A 14,620-nucleotide genomic window follows, 5' to 3' on the forward strand; every position below is an offset into this window, starting at 1 on the left:
AAACGCTTGAAACCGCTCCTTCGGGGGCGGTTTTTTTTTGCCTGAAATATCGATGCGCTGGATTTATGGACAGGAAGAAAAGAGGAGCCGGAACAGGGAACTGGACGATAACCTGTTCCGGCTGGTTGGAAGCAGCGCCGGGATGCGTGGCGCTGGCCGGCTGCGATGATGCAGCGACAACGGCACGGTAACCTTCCCGGCGTGCAGGCGCGAGGGGCAAAATCGCTTTATGGAATATGCATTCCCGAGAGATTATCGGGTTGCGGTCTGGCGACATTTTCCTGCGGCGCACGCCCCAAAAAACTGTCCCAGTCTTTCCATACCGGCTGCAATCCGGCCTGCGTTAAGGCCGCCGCTACCCGCTGTGCTGAGCGGTTATCATGTGGCGCGAATTGTTCCAGTTCCGGATGATCGTCTGCGTAACCGCCCGGCTGAGTTTTGGATCCGGCGCTGACCGTGTTGATCGCCAGAGGAATGACGTGATCGCGGAAATACGGTGATTCGCGTGTCGACAGGGAAAGCTCGACATCCGGCGATAGCATCCTGAAAGCGCAAATCAGCTGCACCAGCTGGTTTTCCTCCAGTAAAGACGCCGGTTCGATTCCGCCGGTACATGGGCGCAATCTCGGAAATGCCACCGAATAGCGGCTTTGCCAGTAGGTTCGTTGCAGGTAAAGTAAATGCTCGGCCACCATATAACTGTCAGTTCGCCAGTTTCCGGAAAGCCCGAACAACGCTCCGAGCCCGATCTTATCGATTCCCGCACGTCCCAGCCGGTCAGGGGTTTCCAGCCGCCAGAAGAAATCCTGTTTTTGCCCGCGCAGATGATGCAGCGCATACGTCGGCGCGTGATAGGTTTCCTGATAAACCAGAACACCGTCCAGCCCCAAAGTTTTTAACTCGGCGTACTCTTCCTGCGGCAGCGGCTGCACTTCAATCATCAGCGAATCAAAATGACTGCGGATAGCAGGGAAATGCCGGCGGAAATAATCCATACCGACTTTCCCTTTATGCTCGCCTGTAACCAGCAACAGATGCTTGAAGCCCAACGCATTTAGCGCCTCACATTCAGCACTGATTTCCTCTTCATCCAGCGTTTTACGTTTGATCTTATTACTCATCGAGAAGCCGCAGTACGTACATTCGTTGGCGCAAAGGTTGGAGAGATAAAGAGGCGCAAAGAAATTCACAGTGTTGCCGAAACGCTGGCGCGTGAGTTGTTGCGCGCGCTGCGCCATTTCTTCGAGATAGGGCAACGCAGCCGGAGAAATCAGTGCCATGAAATCATCGCGGTCGATTTTGTTCCTGCTCAGCGCCCGCTCAACATCGCTGGCCGTTTTGCTGTTAATTCGCAGGGAAATATCGTCCCAGTCGAGCGTTGACCAGACATCGGTAAAGTTGCTCATAAGGTTGCCTGCGGGGAAGTCAGAAAACCGGTCAGCGGGCTGGATGCGCTGGCGTACCGTTGCCGCCCGCCTAATCCGCTTTGGCGGGCAAGAACGCCCGCTTCAACGGCCAGCCGGAAAGCTGTCGCCATGGAAACCGGATCACGCGCAACGGCAATTGCCGTATTCACCAGCACGGCGTCCGCGCCCATTTCCAGCGCCTCTGCGGCCTGACTGGGTGCGCCGATACCGGCATCAACCACAACGGGCACCCGCGCCTGTTCGATAATAATTTGCAGAAACTCACGGGTTTGCAGCCCCTGATTAGAGCCAATAGGTGCGCCGAGCGGCATCACTGCCGCGCATCCGGCTTCTTCAAGACGCTTGCACAGCACCGGATCAGCACTGCAATAAGGCAAAACGACAAACCCTTGCTTCACTAGTATCTCTGCGGCTTTCAGGGTTTCGATGGCATCGGGCAGCAGGTATTTCATGTCCGGATGGATTTCCAGTTTGACCCAGTCTGTGCCCAGCGCTTCGCGGGCCAGCTGAGCGGCAAACACCGCTTCTTCTGCCGTTTTTGCCCCTGACGTATTGGGCAACAGGCGCACGCCAAGTTGCTGCAAAGGCGAAAGAATATCATCGCCGCCGCGCCGGAGATCGACGCGTTTCATCGCCATCGTCACCAGCTGAGAACCGGATGCCGCCAGCGATTGCTGCATCACAGACGCGTTAGCGAATTTTCCTGTCCCGGTGAAAAGGTGCGAGGTAAACGTAGCATCAGCAATTTTTAACATGTTTCATCCTCCGGCAATGGCCTGAAAGAGCAATACCTGATCGCCATCTTCCAGCAGGTGGGCAGGCCAGTTATCACGAGGAATTATGACCTGATTGACCGCAAGCGCACTGCCCGCAGGGTTCAGATCCAGCAGGTTGAGCAGGGTAAACAGCGTCAGCGGCCCGGCGAAATGGTGAGGTTCATCATTGACATGAATGTTCACGATGGCCTCCGCAGACAGAACAGGCAGATGAACGGGTGAGTTGCAGGGAACGCCAGTTTTGCGTTTTTCCGTCGAACAGCCGCAGCTTTCCGCTAAGAGAACTCGGCAAACCCGCCAGTATTTTCAGTGTTTCCAGCGCCTGTAGCGTGCCGATGGTCCCGACGACCGGCCCGAGAACGCCTGATGTCCGGCAATTGCGTTGTACGGTTTCCTGATCCGGATACAAACAGGCATAGCAGCCATGAAGATAGGGCGCTTCGATGACCAGAAGCTGGCCGCTGAATCCGACAGCGCTGCCGCTGATCAAGGTTTTACCCATATTCACACAGGCTTTATTTACCGCGTGGCGGGTTTCCATATTGTCGCTGCAATCTAAAATGATATCGGCATTGCCAACGGCCCGAAGCAGTGCATCTCCTGCGAGCCGTTCTGAAATGGCAACAACTTCACAAAGTGGATTCAGGCGCAGCAGCTCGCGTTTCGCCAGGCTGGCTTTCGGCTGATCAAGATCGGCGGTACGGTACAGGATTTGCCGCTGAAGATTGGTAATGTGGAGCTGATCATCATCAGCCAGAAATAACGTCCCGACACCCGCCGCTGCCAGATAAAGCGCTGCCGGTGAACCCAGCCCGCCGAGCCCGACAATCAGCACTTTTGCCGCCAATAACTTTTCCTGCGCCTGCGGGCCGAATTCTTCCAGCATCAGTTGACGGCTGTAGCGCATAAAGGCTGCGTCGTTAAGCATCTTCCGGAACCTTGCTGGCGCACAAGGCCAGCAATTCTGCGGTGGCTGCGCGCCAGTCTGCTGCCTGCGTGATAGCGCTGACGACGGCAATACTGCCGACGCCGCAATCCAGCACCGACGGCGCACGGTCAATACTAATCCCGCCGATGGCGACTGTCGGGAAGCTGCCGTTCAGCTGCGTAATGTGTCGGGCTAATTCCGACAAACCCTGCGGTGCTGACGGCATATCTTTGGTCTGCGTCGGGAAAATATGGCCGAGTGCGATATAAGACGGATTGACCGCCACGGCGCGCGCCAGTTCGTCATCGTCATGCGTCGATACGCCCAGACGTAAACCGGCATCAAGAATGGCCTGTAAATCGGCGGTATCCAGATCTTCCTGACCCAGATGCACGCCGTACGCCTGATGTTTTACCGCCAGACGCCAGTAATCGTTGATGAACAGCCGTGCGTCATGTTTTCGCCCCAGTGCAATGGCGTCGATAATGGCGGGTTCGACGTCTTCATCGGGTAAGTCTTTCACCCGCAGTTGCAGCGTTTTAACGCCCGCATCCAGCAGACGGGCAATCCATTCGACAGAATCAACCACCGGATATAACCCCAGATGAAAAGGAACGGACGGGAAAGTTTTAACGGGCTGATTCATTTACTGATCTCCGGCGTGGAATGGCTGGCAGGGTGATAAAGCTCGCTGCCGCGCGAACGGAATTCCGCAGACATTTGCGCCATGCCGGATTCCACGAGTTCGATGGGCTGGGCTTTGGCTTCCAGCGCAGCGGCGTAATCGCGAACTTCCTGAGTAATTTTCATAGAGCAGAACTTCGGCCCGCACATTGAACAGAAGTGTGCGACTTTTCCGGATTCCTGCGGGAGGGTTTCGTCGTGATAAGCGCGGGCGGTAGCCGGGTCGAGCGCGAGATTGAACTGATCTTCCCAGCGGAATTCGAACCGCGCTTTAGACATGGCGTTATCCCGGATTTGTGCGCCCGGATGGCCTTTCGCTAAATCTGCTGCGTGCGCCGCAATTTTGTAGGTAATCAAACCCTGCTTAACGTCTTCTTTATTCGGCAGGCCGAGATGTTCTTTTGGCGTGACGTAGCACAGCATCGCGCAGCCGAACCAGCCAATCATCGCGGCGCCAATTCCGGAGGTGAAGTGGTCATAACCAGGCGCAATGTCGGTCGTCAGCGGCCCGAGCGTATAGAACGGCGCTTCGTGGCACTGCTCGAGTTCTTCCGTCATATTGCGGCGGATCATCTGCATCGGCACATGCCCCGGCCCTTCGATCATCACCTGCACGTCATATTCCCAGGCGATTTTCGTCAGTTCGCCCAGCGTGTGTAATTCTGCGAACTGCGCTTCGTCATTGGCATCCTGAATCGAGCCTGGGCGCAGGCCATCGCCGAGAGAAAGCGAGACATCATAAGCGGCGCAGATTTCGCAAATCTCACGGAAATTCTCATACAGGAAGCTTTCGCGATGATGCGACAGGCACCATTTCGCCATGATTGAGCCACCGCGCGAAACAATACCGGTCAGGCGTTTCGCTGTCATCGGCACGTAACGCAGCAACACGCCTGCGTGAATGGTGAAGTAATCCACACCTTGTTCCGCCTGCTCCAGCAGGGTGTCACGGAACATTTCCCAGTTCAGGTCTTCGGCAATGCCGTTCACTTTTTCCAGAGCCTGATAAATCGGAACGGTGCCAATCGGAACCGGGCTGTTACGCAGGATCCATTCACGGGTTTCATGGATATAGCGGCCGGTGGAGAGATCCATAACGGTATCCGCGCCCCAGCGCGTTGACCACACCAGCTTTTCAACTTCCTCTTCGATAGAGGACGTCACCGCTGAGTTACCGATATTGGCGTTTACCTTCACCAGAAAATTGCGGCCAATGATCATCGGCTCGGATTCCGGGTGATTGATGTTGGCGGGGATAATCGCGCGACCGGCGGCCACTTCCTGGCGAACAAATTCGGCGGTGATATTCGCGGGCAGGTGCGCCCCGAAGCTTTCACCGGGATGTTGCTGGCGCAGGACTTCTCCGCGGATCCGCTCACGCCCCATGTTTTCGCGAATAGCGATGAATTCCATCTCAGGGGTAATCATGCCCCGTCGCGCATAATGCAGCTGTGTGACATTTTTACCGGCGATGGCTTTTCGCGGGCGCGGAAGATGTTCGAAGCGTAAATGATCCAGCCCTTCGTCGGCCAGGCGCTGCTGAGTAAAACCGGAGCTGACCTGCGGAAGTTCTTCGGTATCGGCGCGCCCGGTTATCCAGCGGGCACGCAATTTTTCAAGACCGGTATGCACGTCGATGGTCGCAGACGGATCGCCATACGGTCCGGCGGTGTCATAAACCGGAATCGCTTCGTTTTCTTCAAACTGCGGGTTGTCTTTTCCGCCGCCGACCAGCGTCGGACTGAGCTGGATTTCACGCATAGGGACACGAATACCGGCGTTATTGCCCTGAAGATAGATACGTCGGGAATTGGGAAAGGCTTCGCCCTGCAAGCTGTCGATAAATGACTGTGCCTGTGCACGTTGTTCACGGCGGTTAGCGGGCTTTTTTTCGGATGTAACAGGTTTCTGGGTACTCGACATAGCAAATTCCTTGTGTTGTTTTCACGGCAAAAGCGTGACAGAACGTAATGGAAAATTGCTTGTCTGGAGGTTTACGGCAGGAGTAAAAATGGGCGGTTGAACGCTGGCGGCCGTTTGCAGGCTGATGCCAAATCGCGCTAAACGCATAACATTACTCTTGTTCCCTTCGCGGGTACTAACCCGATCAGGTTCCGCGGATCCCGAATTAACGGTCTCAGCCTGGCATCATCTCCGCGAGGAAATTTTGCACGAGGCACTCCGACAAGAAGCCTCAATATAGGAGGCCGTTTTAAAAACTACAACCCTGAGCAGGGTTTTTATTGTGGCAACGTGTTGTGCAGAAGTAACACGTTACGCGGGTCTGGCAAGATGCTCTTCGTTTGCAGAAGGCAATTCTTTGCGACTTTCCGGATCAAAGGCCAGAATGATCAGTTGATCCTCAAGCTGAAAACGCGCATCCAATGCTTCACCCACATCGGATAATGCATAATGAAATGCGAAAGCATTGTCATCATCAATATCATTTTCGGTGTAACTGTCATGGAAAGCCATGATAGCTTCAGTATTGAGCTCGAGTGCAGGGTATATTTTCGCAGCCTGTAATTTTATCTCTGCACCTTCCACTTCATCGATGACCCGTTGATAAAGATGGAAATGACCGGCAGAAAGGTAATCCACCAGGTTATGGCAAAAGTTGTCCAACGCTTTTTCATTCAGCGGTGTATGTTTTTCTTTATTGGGTTTCAGGCCGACCAGTGTGCAGTAAGACACCAGCAATTCTTTACGCGCGTGCAGCCATTGATCCACTAACTCATTACTGCCACCAACGCGTTGGGTCAGTCTTTCCAGACGATTTAGCATGGTTGACTCCGTGAGCGAGAAAAAAGTAACCAAAGGTTACTAATATGTAAATATCAACCCCAGATTGTCAGTCTCGTCGAGGTTATGCAACAACAATTATGGAATTACAGATCACAGAAGAACATACCGGCTGGTGGGTAATCAGCTATGAGGGCAAGCTGTGGCTGCCCGAGGGTGAACTGCCGAATGGCAGCGCTGCGCAATTTTCTCTGACGGGCAAAATCGGGCGTCAGATTGGTGAATGGCAGGGCGAACCCGTGTGGATGGTACGTCAGGCGATGCACAATCACATGGTGTCTGCGCGGCAGATGCTCGATCAGGATCGCGGGCTATTCCAGCTGGTCGGGCGAGGTGTGCAGTTGTCGGAATTTTACCGTTCGCACAAATTCTGCGGCTACTGTGGTCACGAGATGCACGTCAGTAAAACCGAATGGGCCGCGCTGTGCGGGCATTGCCGTGAACGCTATTACCCGCAAATTGCGCCCTGCATTATTGTCGCCATCCGCCGTGGTGATGAGATTTTGCTGGCGCAGCATGTTCGTCACCGTAATGGCATCCACACGGTACTGGCCGGTTTCGTTGAAGTCGGGGAAACACTCGAAGAAACCGTGGCACGCGAAGTGATGGAAGAGAGCAATATTCGCGTGAAGAACGTCCGGTACGTCAGTTCTCAGCCCTGGCCGTTCCCGAATTCGCTGATGATGGCGTTTATGGCCGACTATGACAGCGGTGACATCGTGCATGATCCGAAAGAGCTGCTCAACGCAGGCTGGTATCGCTTTGATCAACTGCCACAGTTGCCGCCGCCGGGGACCATCGCCCGCCGGCTGATTGAAGATACGGTTGCGCTGTGCCGCGCAGAAAGCGATGAAGACGACGTGTAGCAGGAGTGTTGCATGCTAGAATGCCGCCAGATTATTTTCGGGCGGCCCGAATATTGAAGGAAAAAGACAGAATGAATGAGTTGAAAAATGATCGCTACCTGCGCGCCCTGTTACGCCAGCCTGTGGATATCACACCGGTCTGGATGATGCGTCAGGCGGGCCGTTATTTGCCAGAGTACAAAGAAACCCGCGCTGTAGCCGGTGATTTTATGTCGCTTTGCAAGAATGCGGAGCTGGCCTGCGAAGTGACACTCCAGCCACTGCGTCGCTACCCGCTGGACGCCGCGATTCTGTTCTCTGACATCCTGACCATTCCTGATGCCATGGGGCTGGGGCTGTATTTCGAAGCCGGTGAAGGCCCTCGTTTTTCTTCCCCGCTGACCTGCCGTGCCGATGTGGAAAAACTGCCCGTTCCCGATCCGGAAATGGAACTGGGATACGTCATGAATGCGGTTCGTACTATCCGTAAAAACCTCAAAGGTGAAGTGCCGCTTATCGGTTTTTCCGGCAGCCCGTGGACACTGGCGACATATATGGTGGAAGGTGGCAGCAGCAAAGCCTTCACAAAAATCAAAAAGATGATGTATGCCGATCCGCAGACTTTGCACCTTTTGCTCGATAAAGTGGCTGACAGCGTCATTCTCTACCTTAATGCTCAAATCAAAGCGGGCGCGCAGTCTGTCATGATTTTTGACACCTGGGGCGGCGTGCTGACGCCTTGCGATTACCGCGAGTTCTCCCTGAACTATATGCACAAAATTGTCGACGGCCTGATCCGTGAAAACGAAGGGCGCCGTGTGCCGGTGACGTTGTTCACCAAAGGCGGCGGACAATGGCTGGAAGCGATGGCGGCAACCGGTTGTGACGCGCTGGGCCTCGACTGGACAACAGATATTGCCGAAGCCCGTCGTCGCGTGGGCGATAAAGTGGCGATTCAGGGCAACATGGATCCTTCCATGCTCTATGCTTCTCCGGTACGTATTGAACAGGAAGTGGAAACCATTCTGGCCGGTTTTGGTAAAGGCAACGGTCATGTGTTTAACCTGGGCCACGGTATTCACCAGGATGTTCCGCCAGAAAATGCGGGTGCGTTCGTGGAAGCAGTACACAGCCTGTCCCGGCAATATCACGAGTAAATCCGGCGTATGATTGATACCCGCGCATTACGTGAAGAACAACGGATCCTTGCAGATCAAATTGAACTGCAGGATCCGACTGATTTCAGCACACCGGCGTTGATCGCGGGTGTGGATGTCGGTTTCGAACAGGGTGGCGAAGTAACGCGCGCCGCGGTTGCGGTTCTGCGTTATCCCTCGCTTGAGCTGGTGGAATACCAGATAGCCCGCATTCCAACTGTCATGCCTTATATTCCCGGTTTCCTTTCTTTCCGGGAGCTACCGGCGCTTTTGCAGGCCTGGAAGCAAATCAGTGCGCGACCCGATCTGGTGCTGGTTGACGGGCAGGGTATTGCGCATCCGCGCCGTCTTGGCGTCGCCAGCCATTTTGGCCTGATGATTGACGTGCCAACAATTGGTGTAGCGAAGAGCCGCTTGTGCGGCAAATTTCTGCCTCTCGGGGAAGAGCAACACAGCCAGCAGGCGCTGTATGAAGGCGATGAGCAGATTGGCTGGGTCTGGCGCAGCAAACTGCGCTGTAATCCGCTGTTTATCTCGCCGGGCAATCGCATCAGCATGGAATCGTCACTTTACTGGGTTGAACGCTGCATGCGGCAATATCGTTTGCCAGAGCCAACCCGCTGGGCGGATGCTGTGGCATCAAATCGGGCAGCGTTTCAACGCTGGCAACGGTTGAGTGATGATCTTTAGGAATCAAGGAATAGGGATATTGATTTATTTCAGGTAAACTCCCGCGCAGAAAAGTTAACGAGATCAACTCATGTTACGTAATCCAATTCATTTACGTCTGGAAAAGCTGGAAAGCTGGCAACACGTGACGTTTATGGCGAGCTTGTGTGAACGCATGTACCCGAACTATCAGGCTTTTTGCCTGGAAACCGGGTTTGGCGAGGCACAGCTTTACCGCCGTATCCTGGATTTAATCTGGGAAACGCTGGTGGTAAAAGACGCCAAGGTCAATTTTGACTCACAGCTCGAAAAACTGGAGGAAGCCGTGCCTTCTTCCGATGATTACGACATTTATGGTGTTTACCCGGCCATCGATGCGTGTATCGCATTAGGCGAACTGATTCATTCACGTCTGAGTGGCGAAACGTTGTCGCACGCGGTTGCCGTGAGTGAAACATCAATTCGTACTGTTGCGATGCTGGAAATGACTCAGGCCGGTAAAGAAATGACCGATGAAGAGCTGAAAGTCATTCCTGCTGTTGAAGAAGAATGGGACATCCAATGGGAGATTTTTCGCCTGTTGGCTGACTGTGAAGAGCGTGACCTGGAATTAATAAAAGGGTTACGTTCTGACCTGCGTGAAGCCGCTGTCAGTAACATTGGCATAAATTTAGCGCAATAAGGCTAGAAAACGTGATTTAACGCCTGATTTGTCGTGCCTTAAGGCTTCACATCCGCACCCTGTCTGGTCTACATTTGGGGTGCGTAAAAAAAGTGGCTATCGGTGCGTGTATGCAGGAGGGTGCTGTCAATCGGCATATCCGTCGCACTCGATGCTTTGCAAACGATAAACACACTGTAAAGGATAACTTATGAACAAGACTCAACTGATTGATGTAATTGCTGACAAAGCTGATCTTTCCAAAGCACAAGCCAAAGTTGCTCTTGAATCTACTCTGTCTGCTATTACCGAGTCTCTGAAAGAAGGTGATGCTGTACAATTGGTTGGTTTCGGGACTTTCAAGGTAAATCATCGTAACGAGCGTACTGGTCGTAACCCACAGACTGGTAAAGAAATCAAAATCGCAGCTGCAAACGTACCTGCGTTCGTTTCTGGTAAAGCTCTGAAAGACGCTGTTAAGTAATTGCTTGCAGTGAAAAGAATAAGCGGAGGGGCCTGTAAGCCCCTTCAGTTTATCACCCCCAGGCTGGTGGCAGGTTTACTGGTTCTCGGTCTGGTGGGTTGCAGTTCTAAAAACTCCTCTGAATTATTCTTTGCCAGCGGGTATGTTGCCGATCAGGGTATCAACCGGCTCTGGCGCGAAGACAACGCACAAAACGAACCTCAAACTATTCTCAACGTATACAGCCCCTATTTTGGCGGCGATACGATCATTACCCGTTATGAATTCCAGCAGGGGCAATTGCACCTGATTAAAGAAACGCATGCGACGCAAACTGATTTAGGCGTGATGCTGCGTTTTGACGATAGCGGGCACGTCAGCTTTATGCAGCGGCAGCTTCCTGAGCGCCGGGAAAAATTATCGTCAGATGATATCGAGCGCTATAAATATGAAGCGACAAAAATCCTCGATCTGAGTAATGCGCTGCGCGTGGGTAATGTCCGGCTGGTGCAGGCTAACTGGCGGCAGGGTTTGATCACCACCTGCGCGGGTGAACAGGTGACGCCGAAACTGACCGTCCGTTCCCAGGTCTGGTTGGCTAAAAGGGCTAGTCGGAGCAACGACAATCTCGGCCTTGCCTGGCTGACCGCACCGGAAGGCAATGAATTGCTGCTGGTCGCAAATGAAGATTTCTGTAAATGGGAACCTAAAGAGTCAGATCTCTGATCCCGCTTACTAACACGTATACTAACACGTATAAAGGAAAGGCACGCCGAAGCGTGCCTTTTTTGATCGTCAGGTTCTCATCGTCAGATGAACGCGATTACTGATTGCGTTCGCGGTCAATGGCGCGATAGCCGATATCCTTGCGGCAGAAGCTACCTTCCCAATGAATATCTTTCGCTAAATCATAAGCGCGCTGCTGAGCGGCTTCGACGGTTTTACCCAGCGCCGTCACACAGAGTACGCGTCCGCCATTTGTCACCACGCGTTCATCTTGCAAACGGGTTCCGGCCTGGAAGACTTTGCCGTCCGGGACTTCTTCCAGCGGTAAACCGTGGATCACATCACCGGTTTTGTAATCGGCAGGATAACCGCCGGCGGCAATCACAACGCCCAGGGAAGGACGCGGATCCCACTCAGACGTTTTCTCGCCCAGACGGCCTTCCGCACCGGCCAGACAAAGATCGACCAGATCCGAGCGCAGACGCAACATGATTGGCTGAGTTTCCGGATCCCCGAAGCGGCAGTTAAATTCGATCACTTTCGGCTGGCCGTCTGCGGAAATCATCAAACCTGCATACAGGAAGCCGGTGTAAGTATTATTCTCAGCCGCCATGCCGTGCACGGTTGGCCAGATAACCTGATCCATAACGCGCTGATGAATTTCATCAGTCACAACCGGTGCCGGGGAATAAGCGCCCATACCGCCGGTGTTCGGGCCGCTGTCGCCATCGCCAACACGTTTGTGATCCTGACTGGTTGCCATTGGCAGAACGTTCGTACCGTCAACCATCACGATGAAGCTCGCCTCTTCGCCATCCAGGAATTCTTCGATAACAATACGGTGGCCAGCGTCGCCAAACGCATTTCCTGCCAGCATATCGTGGACTGCATCTTCTGCTTCTTTCAATGTCATCGCCACGATGACACCTTTGCCTGCAGCCAGTCCGTCAGCTTTAATGACGATCGGCGCGCCTTTGCTGCGCAGATAAGCCAGTGCCGGTTCGATTTCGGTGAAGTTCTGGTAATCCGCGCTTGGGATATTGTGGCGAGCGAGGAAATCCTTGGTGAAAGCTTTTGAGCCTTCCAGCTGCGCCGCTTCCTGCGTCGGGCCAAAAATTTTCAGACCCGCAGCGCGGAATGCGTCGACCACGCCAATCACCAGCGGAGCTTCCGGGCCGACAATCGTCAGGCCGATATCATTGCTTTTGGCGAACGCCAGCAAACCAGCGATATCCGTTGCAGCGATATCGACATTCTCCAGCAGAGGTTCCAGTGCGGTACCGGCGTTTCCGGGTGCGACAAAAACTTTATCCGCCAGAGGGGATTGCGATGCCTTCCATGCCAGTGCATGTTCACGCCCGCCGTTACCGATAATTAAAATATTCATTCGAGGACTCCGGGTGAGCGGGCGCATCGCACCCGCTAAAAGAAAATTAATGACGGAAATGGCGCATGTCGGTAAACAGCATTGCGATACCGTGTTCGTTTGCGGCCGCGATAACTTCGTCATCACGGATTGAACCGCCAGGCTGAATCACACAGGTAATGCCTACCGCAGCGGCTGCATCAATACCGTCGCGGAACGGGAAGAAGGCATCGGATGCCATCACGGAACCTGCGACTTCCAGACCTTCGTCAGAGGCTTTAATCCCCGCGATTTTCGCGGAGTAAACGCGGCTCATCTGGCCGGCACCAATGCCGATAGTCATTTTGTCGCGTGCGTAAACAATAGCGTTGGATTTAACGAACTTAGCGACTTTCCAGCAGAACAGTGCATCAGTCAGTTCCTGCTCAGTTGGCTGGCGCTGGGAAACAACGCGCAGGTCACCGGCGTCAACCATGCCCAAATCACGATCCTGAACCAGCAGGCCACCATTAACACGTTTGAAGTCCAGCGCTTTCTGGCGCCCTTGCCATTGGCCGCATGTCAGAACGCGGACGTTTTGTTTTGCCGCAGTCAGGACCAGCGCTTCAGGGCTGACTGACGGGGCGATGATCACTTCCACAAACTGACGGCTGATGATCGCTTTCGCAGTTTCAGCATCAAGCTCGCGGTTGAAGGCAATAATGCCGCCGAAAGCAGAAGTCGGGTCAGTCTGATAAGCACGTTCGTAAGCAGCCAGAATATTGTCGCCGATGGCAACGCCGCAAGGGTTTGCGTGTTTGACGATGACACACGCAGGCTCTGCAAATTCCTTCACACATTCCAGTGCCGCATCGGTATCTGCAATGTTGTTATAGGAAAGGGCTTTGCCTTGAAGTTGGGTCGAGGTCGCAACGGAAGCTTCGCTGACGCTTTCTTCTATATAGAAGGCGGCGTTCTGATGGCTGTTCTCGCCATAACGCATATCTTGTTTCTTTATATAGCTAAGATTCAGGGTACGCGGGAACTGACCAGACGCGGATTCGGTATCGCCGTGATAAGCCGGAACCATGGTACCGAAGTAGTTGGCAATCATTCCGTCATAAGACGCGGTGTGCTCGAAAGCTTTAATCGCCAGATTGAAACGGGTTGCCAGCGTCAGTGAGCTGCTGTTGGCATCCATTTCTTCAATAATAGAAGCGTAGTCACTGCTCTTCACCACGATCGCTACGTCTTTGTGATTCTTCGCCGCCGAGCGGACCATGGTCGGGCCGCCGATATCAATGTTTTCTACCGCATCTTCCAGTGAGCAATCCGGGCGTGCGACGGTTTGCGCGAATGGATAAAGGTTCACGACCACCATGTCGATTGGCGCGATCGCGTGCTGCGCCATAATTTCATCATCTTTCCCGCGACGACCGAGGATCCCACCGTGAACTTTCGGGTGCAGGGTTTTGACGCGTCCATCCATCATTTCCGGGAAACCCGTGTAGTCAGACACTTCTGTGACTGGCAGACCGGCTTTTGCCAACAGGCTGGCGGTGCCGCCAGTGGAAAGTAATTCAACGCCACGCGAAGAGAGTGCCTGGGCGAATTCTACGATACCGGCTTTATCAGAAACACTGAGCAGGGCGCGGCGGATTGGACGAGATTGTTGCATGGTGGTTTATATCCTTGGCTTTGGAGTCGCAATAAAGAGCGTTATCGGAATTCAATGAGCGTTTTCTTCTCTCTATATAGAGCAATTTGCAGAAAAACGCGGGATTGAGCTCAGATAACTCCCCTCTGGCGACTTACTTTTCATTTATCACCGGTAACAGGTGTCGAAAACTGACGCGCGAAATTGTAGCGAAAACGATTGCGCGACGCTCGCAAAATTTGAGATTCCTGCGCATCTGTGGATAAATCTGTGCAAAACACGGTATAAGCGGTGTGTTTGCTGTGTAATGCAGCAAACGGTATTTTTTCTTAAAATTAGCCCTTGCGGCCTGCTGAGAACTCCCTATAATGCCGCTCCATCGACAGGGAACAACGTGAACAACATCACGAAGTGACCGGGTCGGAAAGATTAAAAACAGCGGCAGCCGGATAAAATAAACGGTTGACACTGAATGAGGAA

16 protein-coding genes and 1 riboswitch are annotated in these 14,620 nt (G+C 53.5%); of the genes, 6 read left to right on the forward strand and 10 right to left on the reverse strand.

The genetic code is table 11. The features are described 5' to 3' along the window. Positions 1-227 precede the first annotated feature (227 nt). The 7 genes from thiH to rsd form a co-directional block, all read right to left on the reverse strand. Positions 228-1,406 (reverse strand): 2-iminoacetate synthase ThiH, encoded by a 1,179-nt coding sequence (gene thiH / locus IV433_RS25880; RefSeq protein ID WP_195816523.1) that lies wholly within the window; start codon positions 1,404-1,406, stop codon positions 228-230. After that, on the reverse strand, positions 1,403-2,182 hold the full coding sequence (locus tag IV433_RS25885; protein ID WP_195816524.1) for a thiazole synthase: 780 nt from the start codon (positions 2,180-2,182) through the stop codon (positions 1,403-1,405). Before IV433_RS25885 ends, thiH begins: the two co-directional genes overlap by 4 nt. Before the next feature lie 3 nt (positions 2,183-2,185). After that, positions 2,186-2,386 carry a sulfur carrier protein ThiS gene (thiS, locus tag IV433_RS25890; RefSeq protein WP_195816525.1) on the reverse strand — a complete coding sequence of 67 codons (201 nt, stop codon included), beginning with the start codon at positions 2,384-2,386 and terminating at the stop codon, positions 2,186-2,188. Further along, entirely contained in the window at positions 2,367-3,131 is a 765-nt protein-coding gene (locus IV433_RS25895; RefSeq protein WP_195816526.1) for a HesA/MoeB/ThiF family protein, read from the reverse strand. The genes thiS and IV433_RS25895 overlap by 20 nt, the downstream gene beginning before the upstream one ends. Continuing rightward, entirely contained in the window at positions 3,124-3,777 is a 654-nt protein-coding gene (gene thiE / locus IV433_RS25900) for a thiamine phosphate synthase (protein WP_195816527.1), read from the reverse strand. Before thiE ends, IV433_RS25895 begins: the two co-directional genes overlap by 8 nt. Next, positions 3,774-5,738 carry a phosphomethylpyrimidine synthase ThiC gene (gene thiC, locus IV433_RS25905; RefSeq protein ID WP_229893733.1) on the reverse strand — a complete coding sequence of 655 codons (1,965 nt, stop codon included), beginning with the start codon at positions 5,736-5,738 and terminating at the stop codon, positions 3,774-3,776. Before thiC ends, thiE begins: the two co-directional genes overlap by 4 nt. A 144-nt stretch (positions 5,739-5,882) precedes the next feature. Beyond that, positions 5,883-6,009: riboswitch (TPP riboswitch) on the reverse strand. A gap of 80 nt (positions 6,010-6,089) precedes the next feature. After that, complete coding sequence (gene rsd / locus IV433_RS25910) at positions 6,090-6,599, reverse strand: sigma D regulator (protein ID WP_152325379.1); 510 nt, start codon at positions 6,597-6,599, stop codon at positions 6,090-6,092. Between the two features lie 98 nt (positions 6,600-6,697). Here rsd and nudC point away from each other — a divergent pair, with 98 nt between their 5' ends. From nudC to IV433_RS25940, 6 genes are all read left to right on the forward strand, one after another. Continuing rightward, positions 6,698-7,483, forward strand: a complete 786-nt coding sequence (nudC, locus tag IV433_RS25915; RefSeq protein ID WP_195816528.1) for an NAD(+) diphosphatase — start codon at positions 6,698-6,700, stop codon at positions 7,481-7,483. A 71-nt stretch (positions 7,484-7,554) separates the two neighbouring features. Continuing rightward, complete coding sequence (hemE, locus tag IV433_RS25920; protein ID WP_195816529.1) at positions 7,555-8,619, forward strand: uroporphyrinogen decarboxylase; 1,065 nt, start codon at positions 7,555-7,557, stop codon at positions 8,617-8,619. A 9-nt stretch (positions 8,620-8,628) separates the two neighbouring features. Continuing rightward, on the forward strand, positions 8,629-9,309 hold the full coding sequence (gene nfi / locus IV433_RS25925; RefSeq protein ID WP_195816530.1) for a deoxyribonuclease V: 681 nt from the start codon (positions 8,629-8,631) through the stop codon (positions 9,307-9,309). Between the two features lie 70 nt (positions 9,310-9,379). Next, entirely contained in the window at positions 9,380-9,970 is a 591-nt protein-coding gene (locus tag IV433_RS25930) for a YjaG family protein (RefSeq protein ID WP_015699027.1), read from the forward strand. A 190-nt stretch (positions 9,971-10,160) separates the two neighbouring features. Continuing rightward, positions 10,161-10,433: a nucleoid-associated protein HU-alpha gene (gene hupA / locus IV433_RS25935; RefSeq protein ID WP_013577396.1), complete on the forward strand. Its 273-nt coding sequence runs from the start codon at positions 10,161-10,163 to the stop codon at positions 10,431-10,433. A gap of 63 nt (positions 10,434-10,496) precedes the next feature. After that, entirely contained in the window at positions 10,497-11,138 is a 642-nt protein-coding gene (locus tag IV433_RS25940; protein WP_229893742.1) for a DUF1481 domain-containing protein, read from the forward strand. A gap of 97 nt (positions 11,139-11,235) precedes the next feature. On the opposite strand, the gene purD is transcribed toward IV433_RS25940, so the two are convergent. From purD to IV433_RS26260, 3 genes are all read right to left on the reverse strand, one after another. Continuing rightward, positions 11,236-12,525 (reverse strand): phosphoribosylamine--glycine ligase, encoded by a 1,290-nt coding sequence (gene purD / locus IV433_RS25945; RefSeq protein WP_195816531.1) that lies wholly within the window; start codon positions 12,523-12,525, stop codon positions 11,236-11,238. A 46-nt stretch (positions 12,526-12,571) separates the two neighbouring features. Beyond that, positions 12,572-14,161 carry a bifunctional phosphoribosylaminoimidazolecarboxamide formyltransferase/IMP cyclohydrolase gene (gene purH, locus IV433_RS25950; RefSeq protein ID WP_195816532.1) on the reverse strand — a complete coding sequence of 530 codons (1,590 nt, stop codon included), beginning with the start codon at positions 14,159-14,161 and terminating at the stop codon, positions 12,572-12,574. A 133-nt stretch (positions 14,162-14,294) separates the two neighbouring features. Next, positions 14,295-14,620: hypothetical protein (locus IV433_RS26260; protein WP_229893735.1), on the reverse strand; the 326-nt coding region annotated here is incomplete at its 5' end.

It is taken from the genome of Rahnella laticis, from assembly GCF_015644585.1.
In the GTDB taxonomy this organism is placed as follows: Bacteria; Pseudomonadota; Gammaproteobacteria; order Enterobacterales; family Enterobacteriaceae; genus Rahnella; species Rahnella laticis.

Excerpts from the sequence above, each read along its gene's own strand:
- thiH (WP_195816523.1), bottom strand. The coding sequence starts at position 1,406 with ATGAGCAACTTTACCGATGTCTGGTCAACGCTCGACTGGGACGATATT.
- IV433_RS25885 (WP_195816524.1), bottom strand. The coding sequence starts at position 2,182 with ATGTTAAAAATTGCTGATGCTACGTTTACCTCGCACCTTTTCACCGGG.
- IV433_RS25895 (WP_195816526.1), bottom strand. The coding sequence starts at position 3,131 with ATGCTTAACGACGCAGCCTTTATGCGCTACAGCCGTCAACTGATGCTG.
- thiE (WP_195816527.1), bottom strand. The coding sequence starts at position 3,777 with ATGAATCAGCCCGTTAAAACTTTCCCGTCCGTTCCTTTTCATCTGGGG.
- thiC (WP_229893733.1), bottom strand. The coding sequence starts at position 5,738 with ATGTCGAGTACCCAGAAACCTGTTACATCCGAAAAAAAGCCCGCTAAC.
- rsd (WP_152325379.1), bottom strand. The coding sequence starts at position 6,599 with ATGCTAAATCGTCTGGAAAGACTGACCCAACGCGTTGGTGGCAGTAAT.
- nudC (WP_195816528.1), top strand. The coding sequence starts at position 6,698 with ATGGAATTACAGATCACAGAAGAACATACCGGCTGGTGGGTAATCAGC.
- hemE (WP_195816529.1), top strand. The coding sequence starts at position 7,555 with ATGAATGAGTTGAAAAATGATCGCTACCTGCGCGCCCTGTTACGCCAG.
- nfi (WP_195816530.1), top strand. The coding sequence starts at position 8,629 with ATGATTGATACCCGCGCATTACGTGAAGAACAACGGATCCTTGCAGAT.
- IV433_RS25930 (WP_015699027.1), top strand. The coding sequence starts at position 9,380 with ATGTTACGTAATCCAATTCATTTACGTCTGGAAAAGCTGGAAAGCTGG.
- hupA (WP_013577396.1), top strand. The coding sequence starts at position 10,161 with ATGAACAAGACTCAACTGATTGATGTAATTGCTGACAAAGCTGATCTT.
- purD (WP_195816531.1), bottom strand. The coding sequence starts at position 12,525 with ATGAATATTTTAATTATCGGTAACGGCGGGCGTGAACATGCACTGGCA.
- purH (WP_195816532.1), bottom strand. The coding sequence starts at position 14,161 with ATGCAACAATCTCGTCCAATCCGCCGCGCCCTGCTCAGTGTTTCTGAT.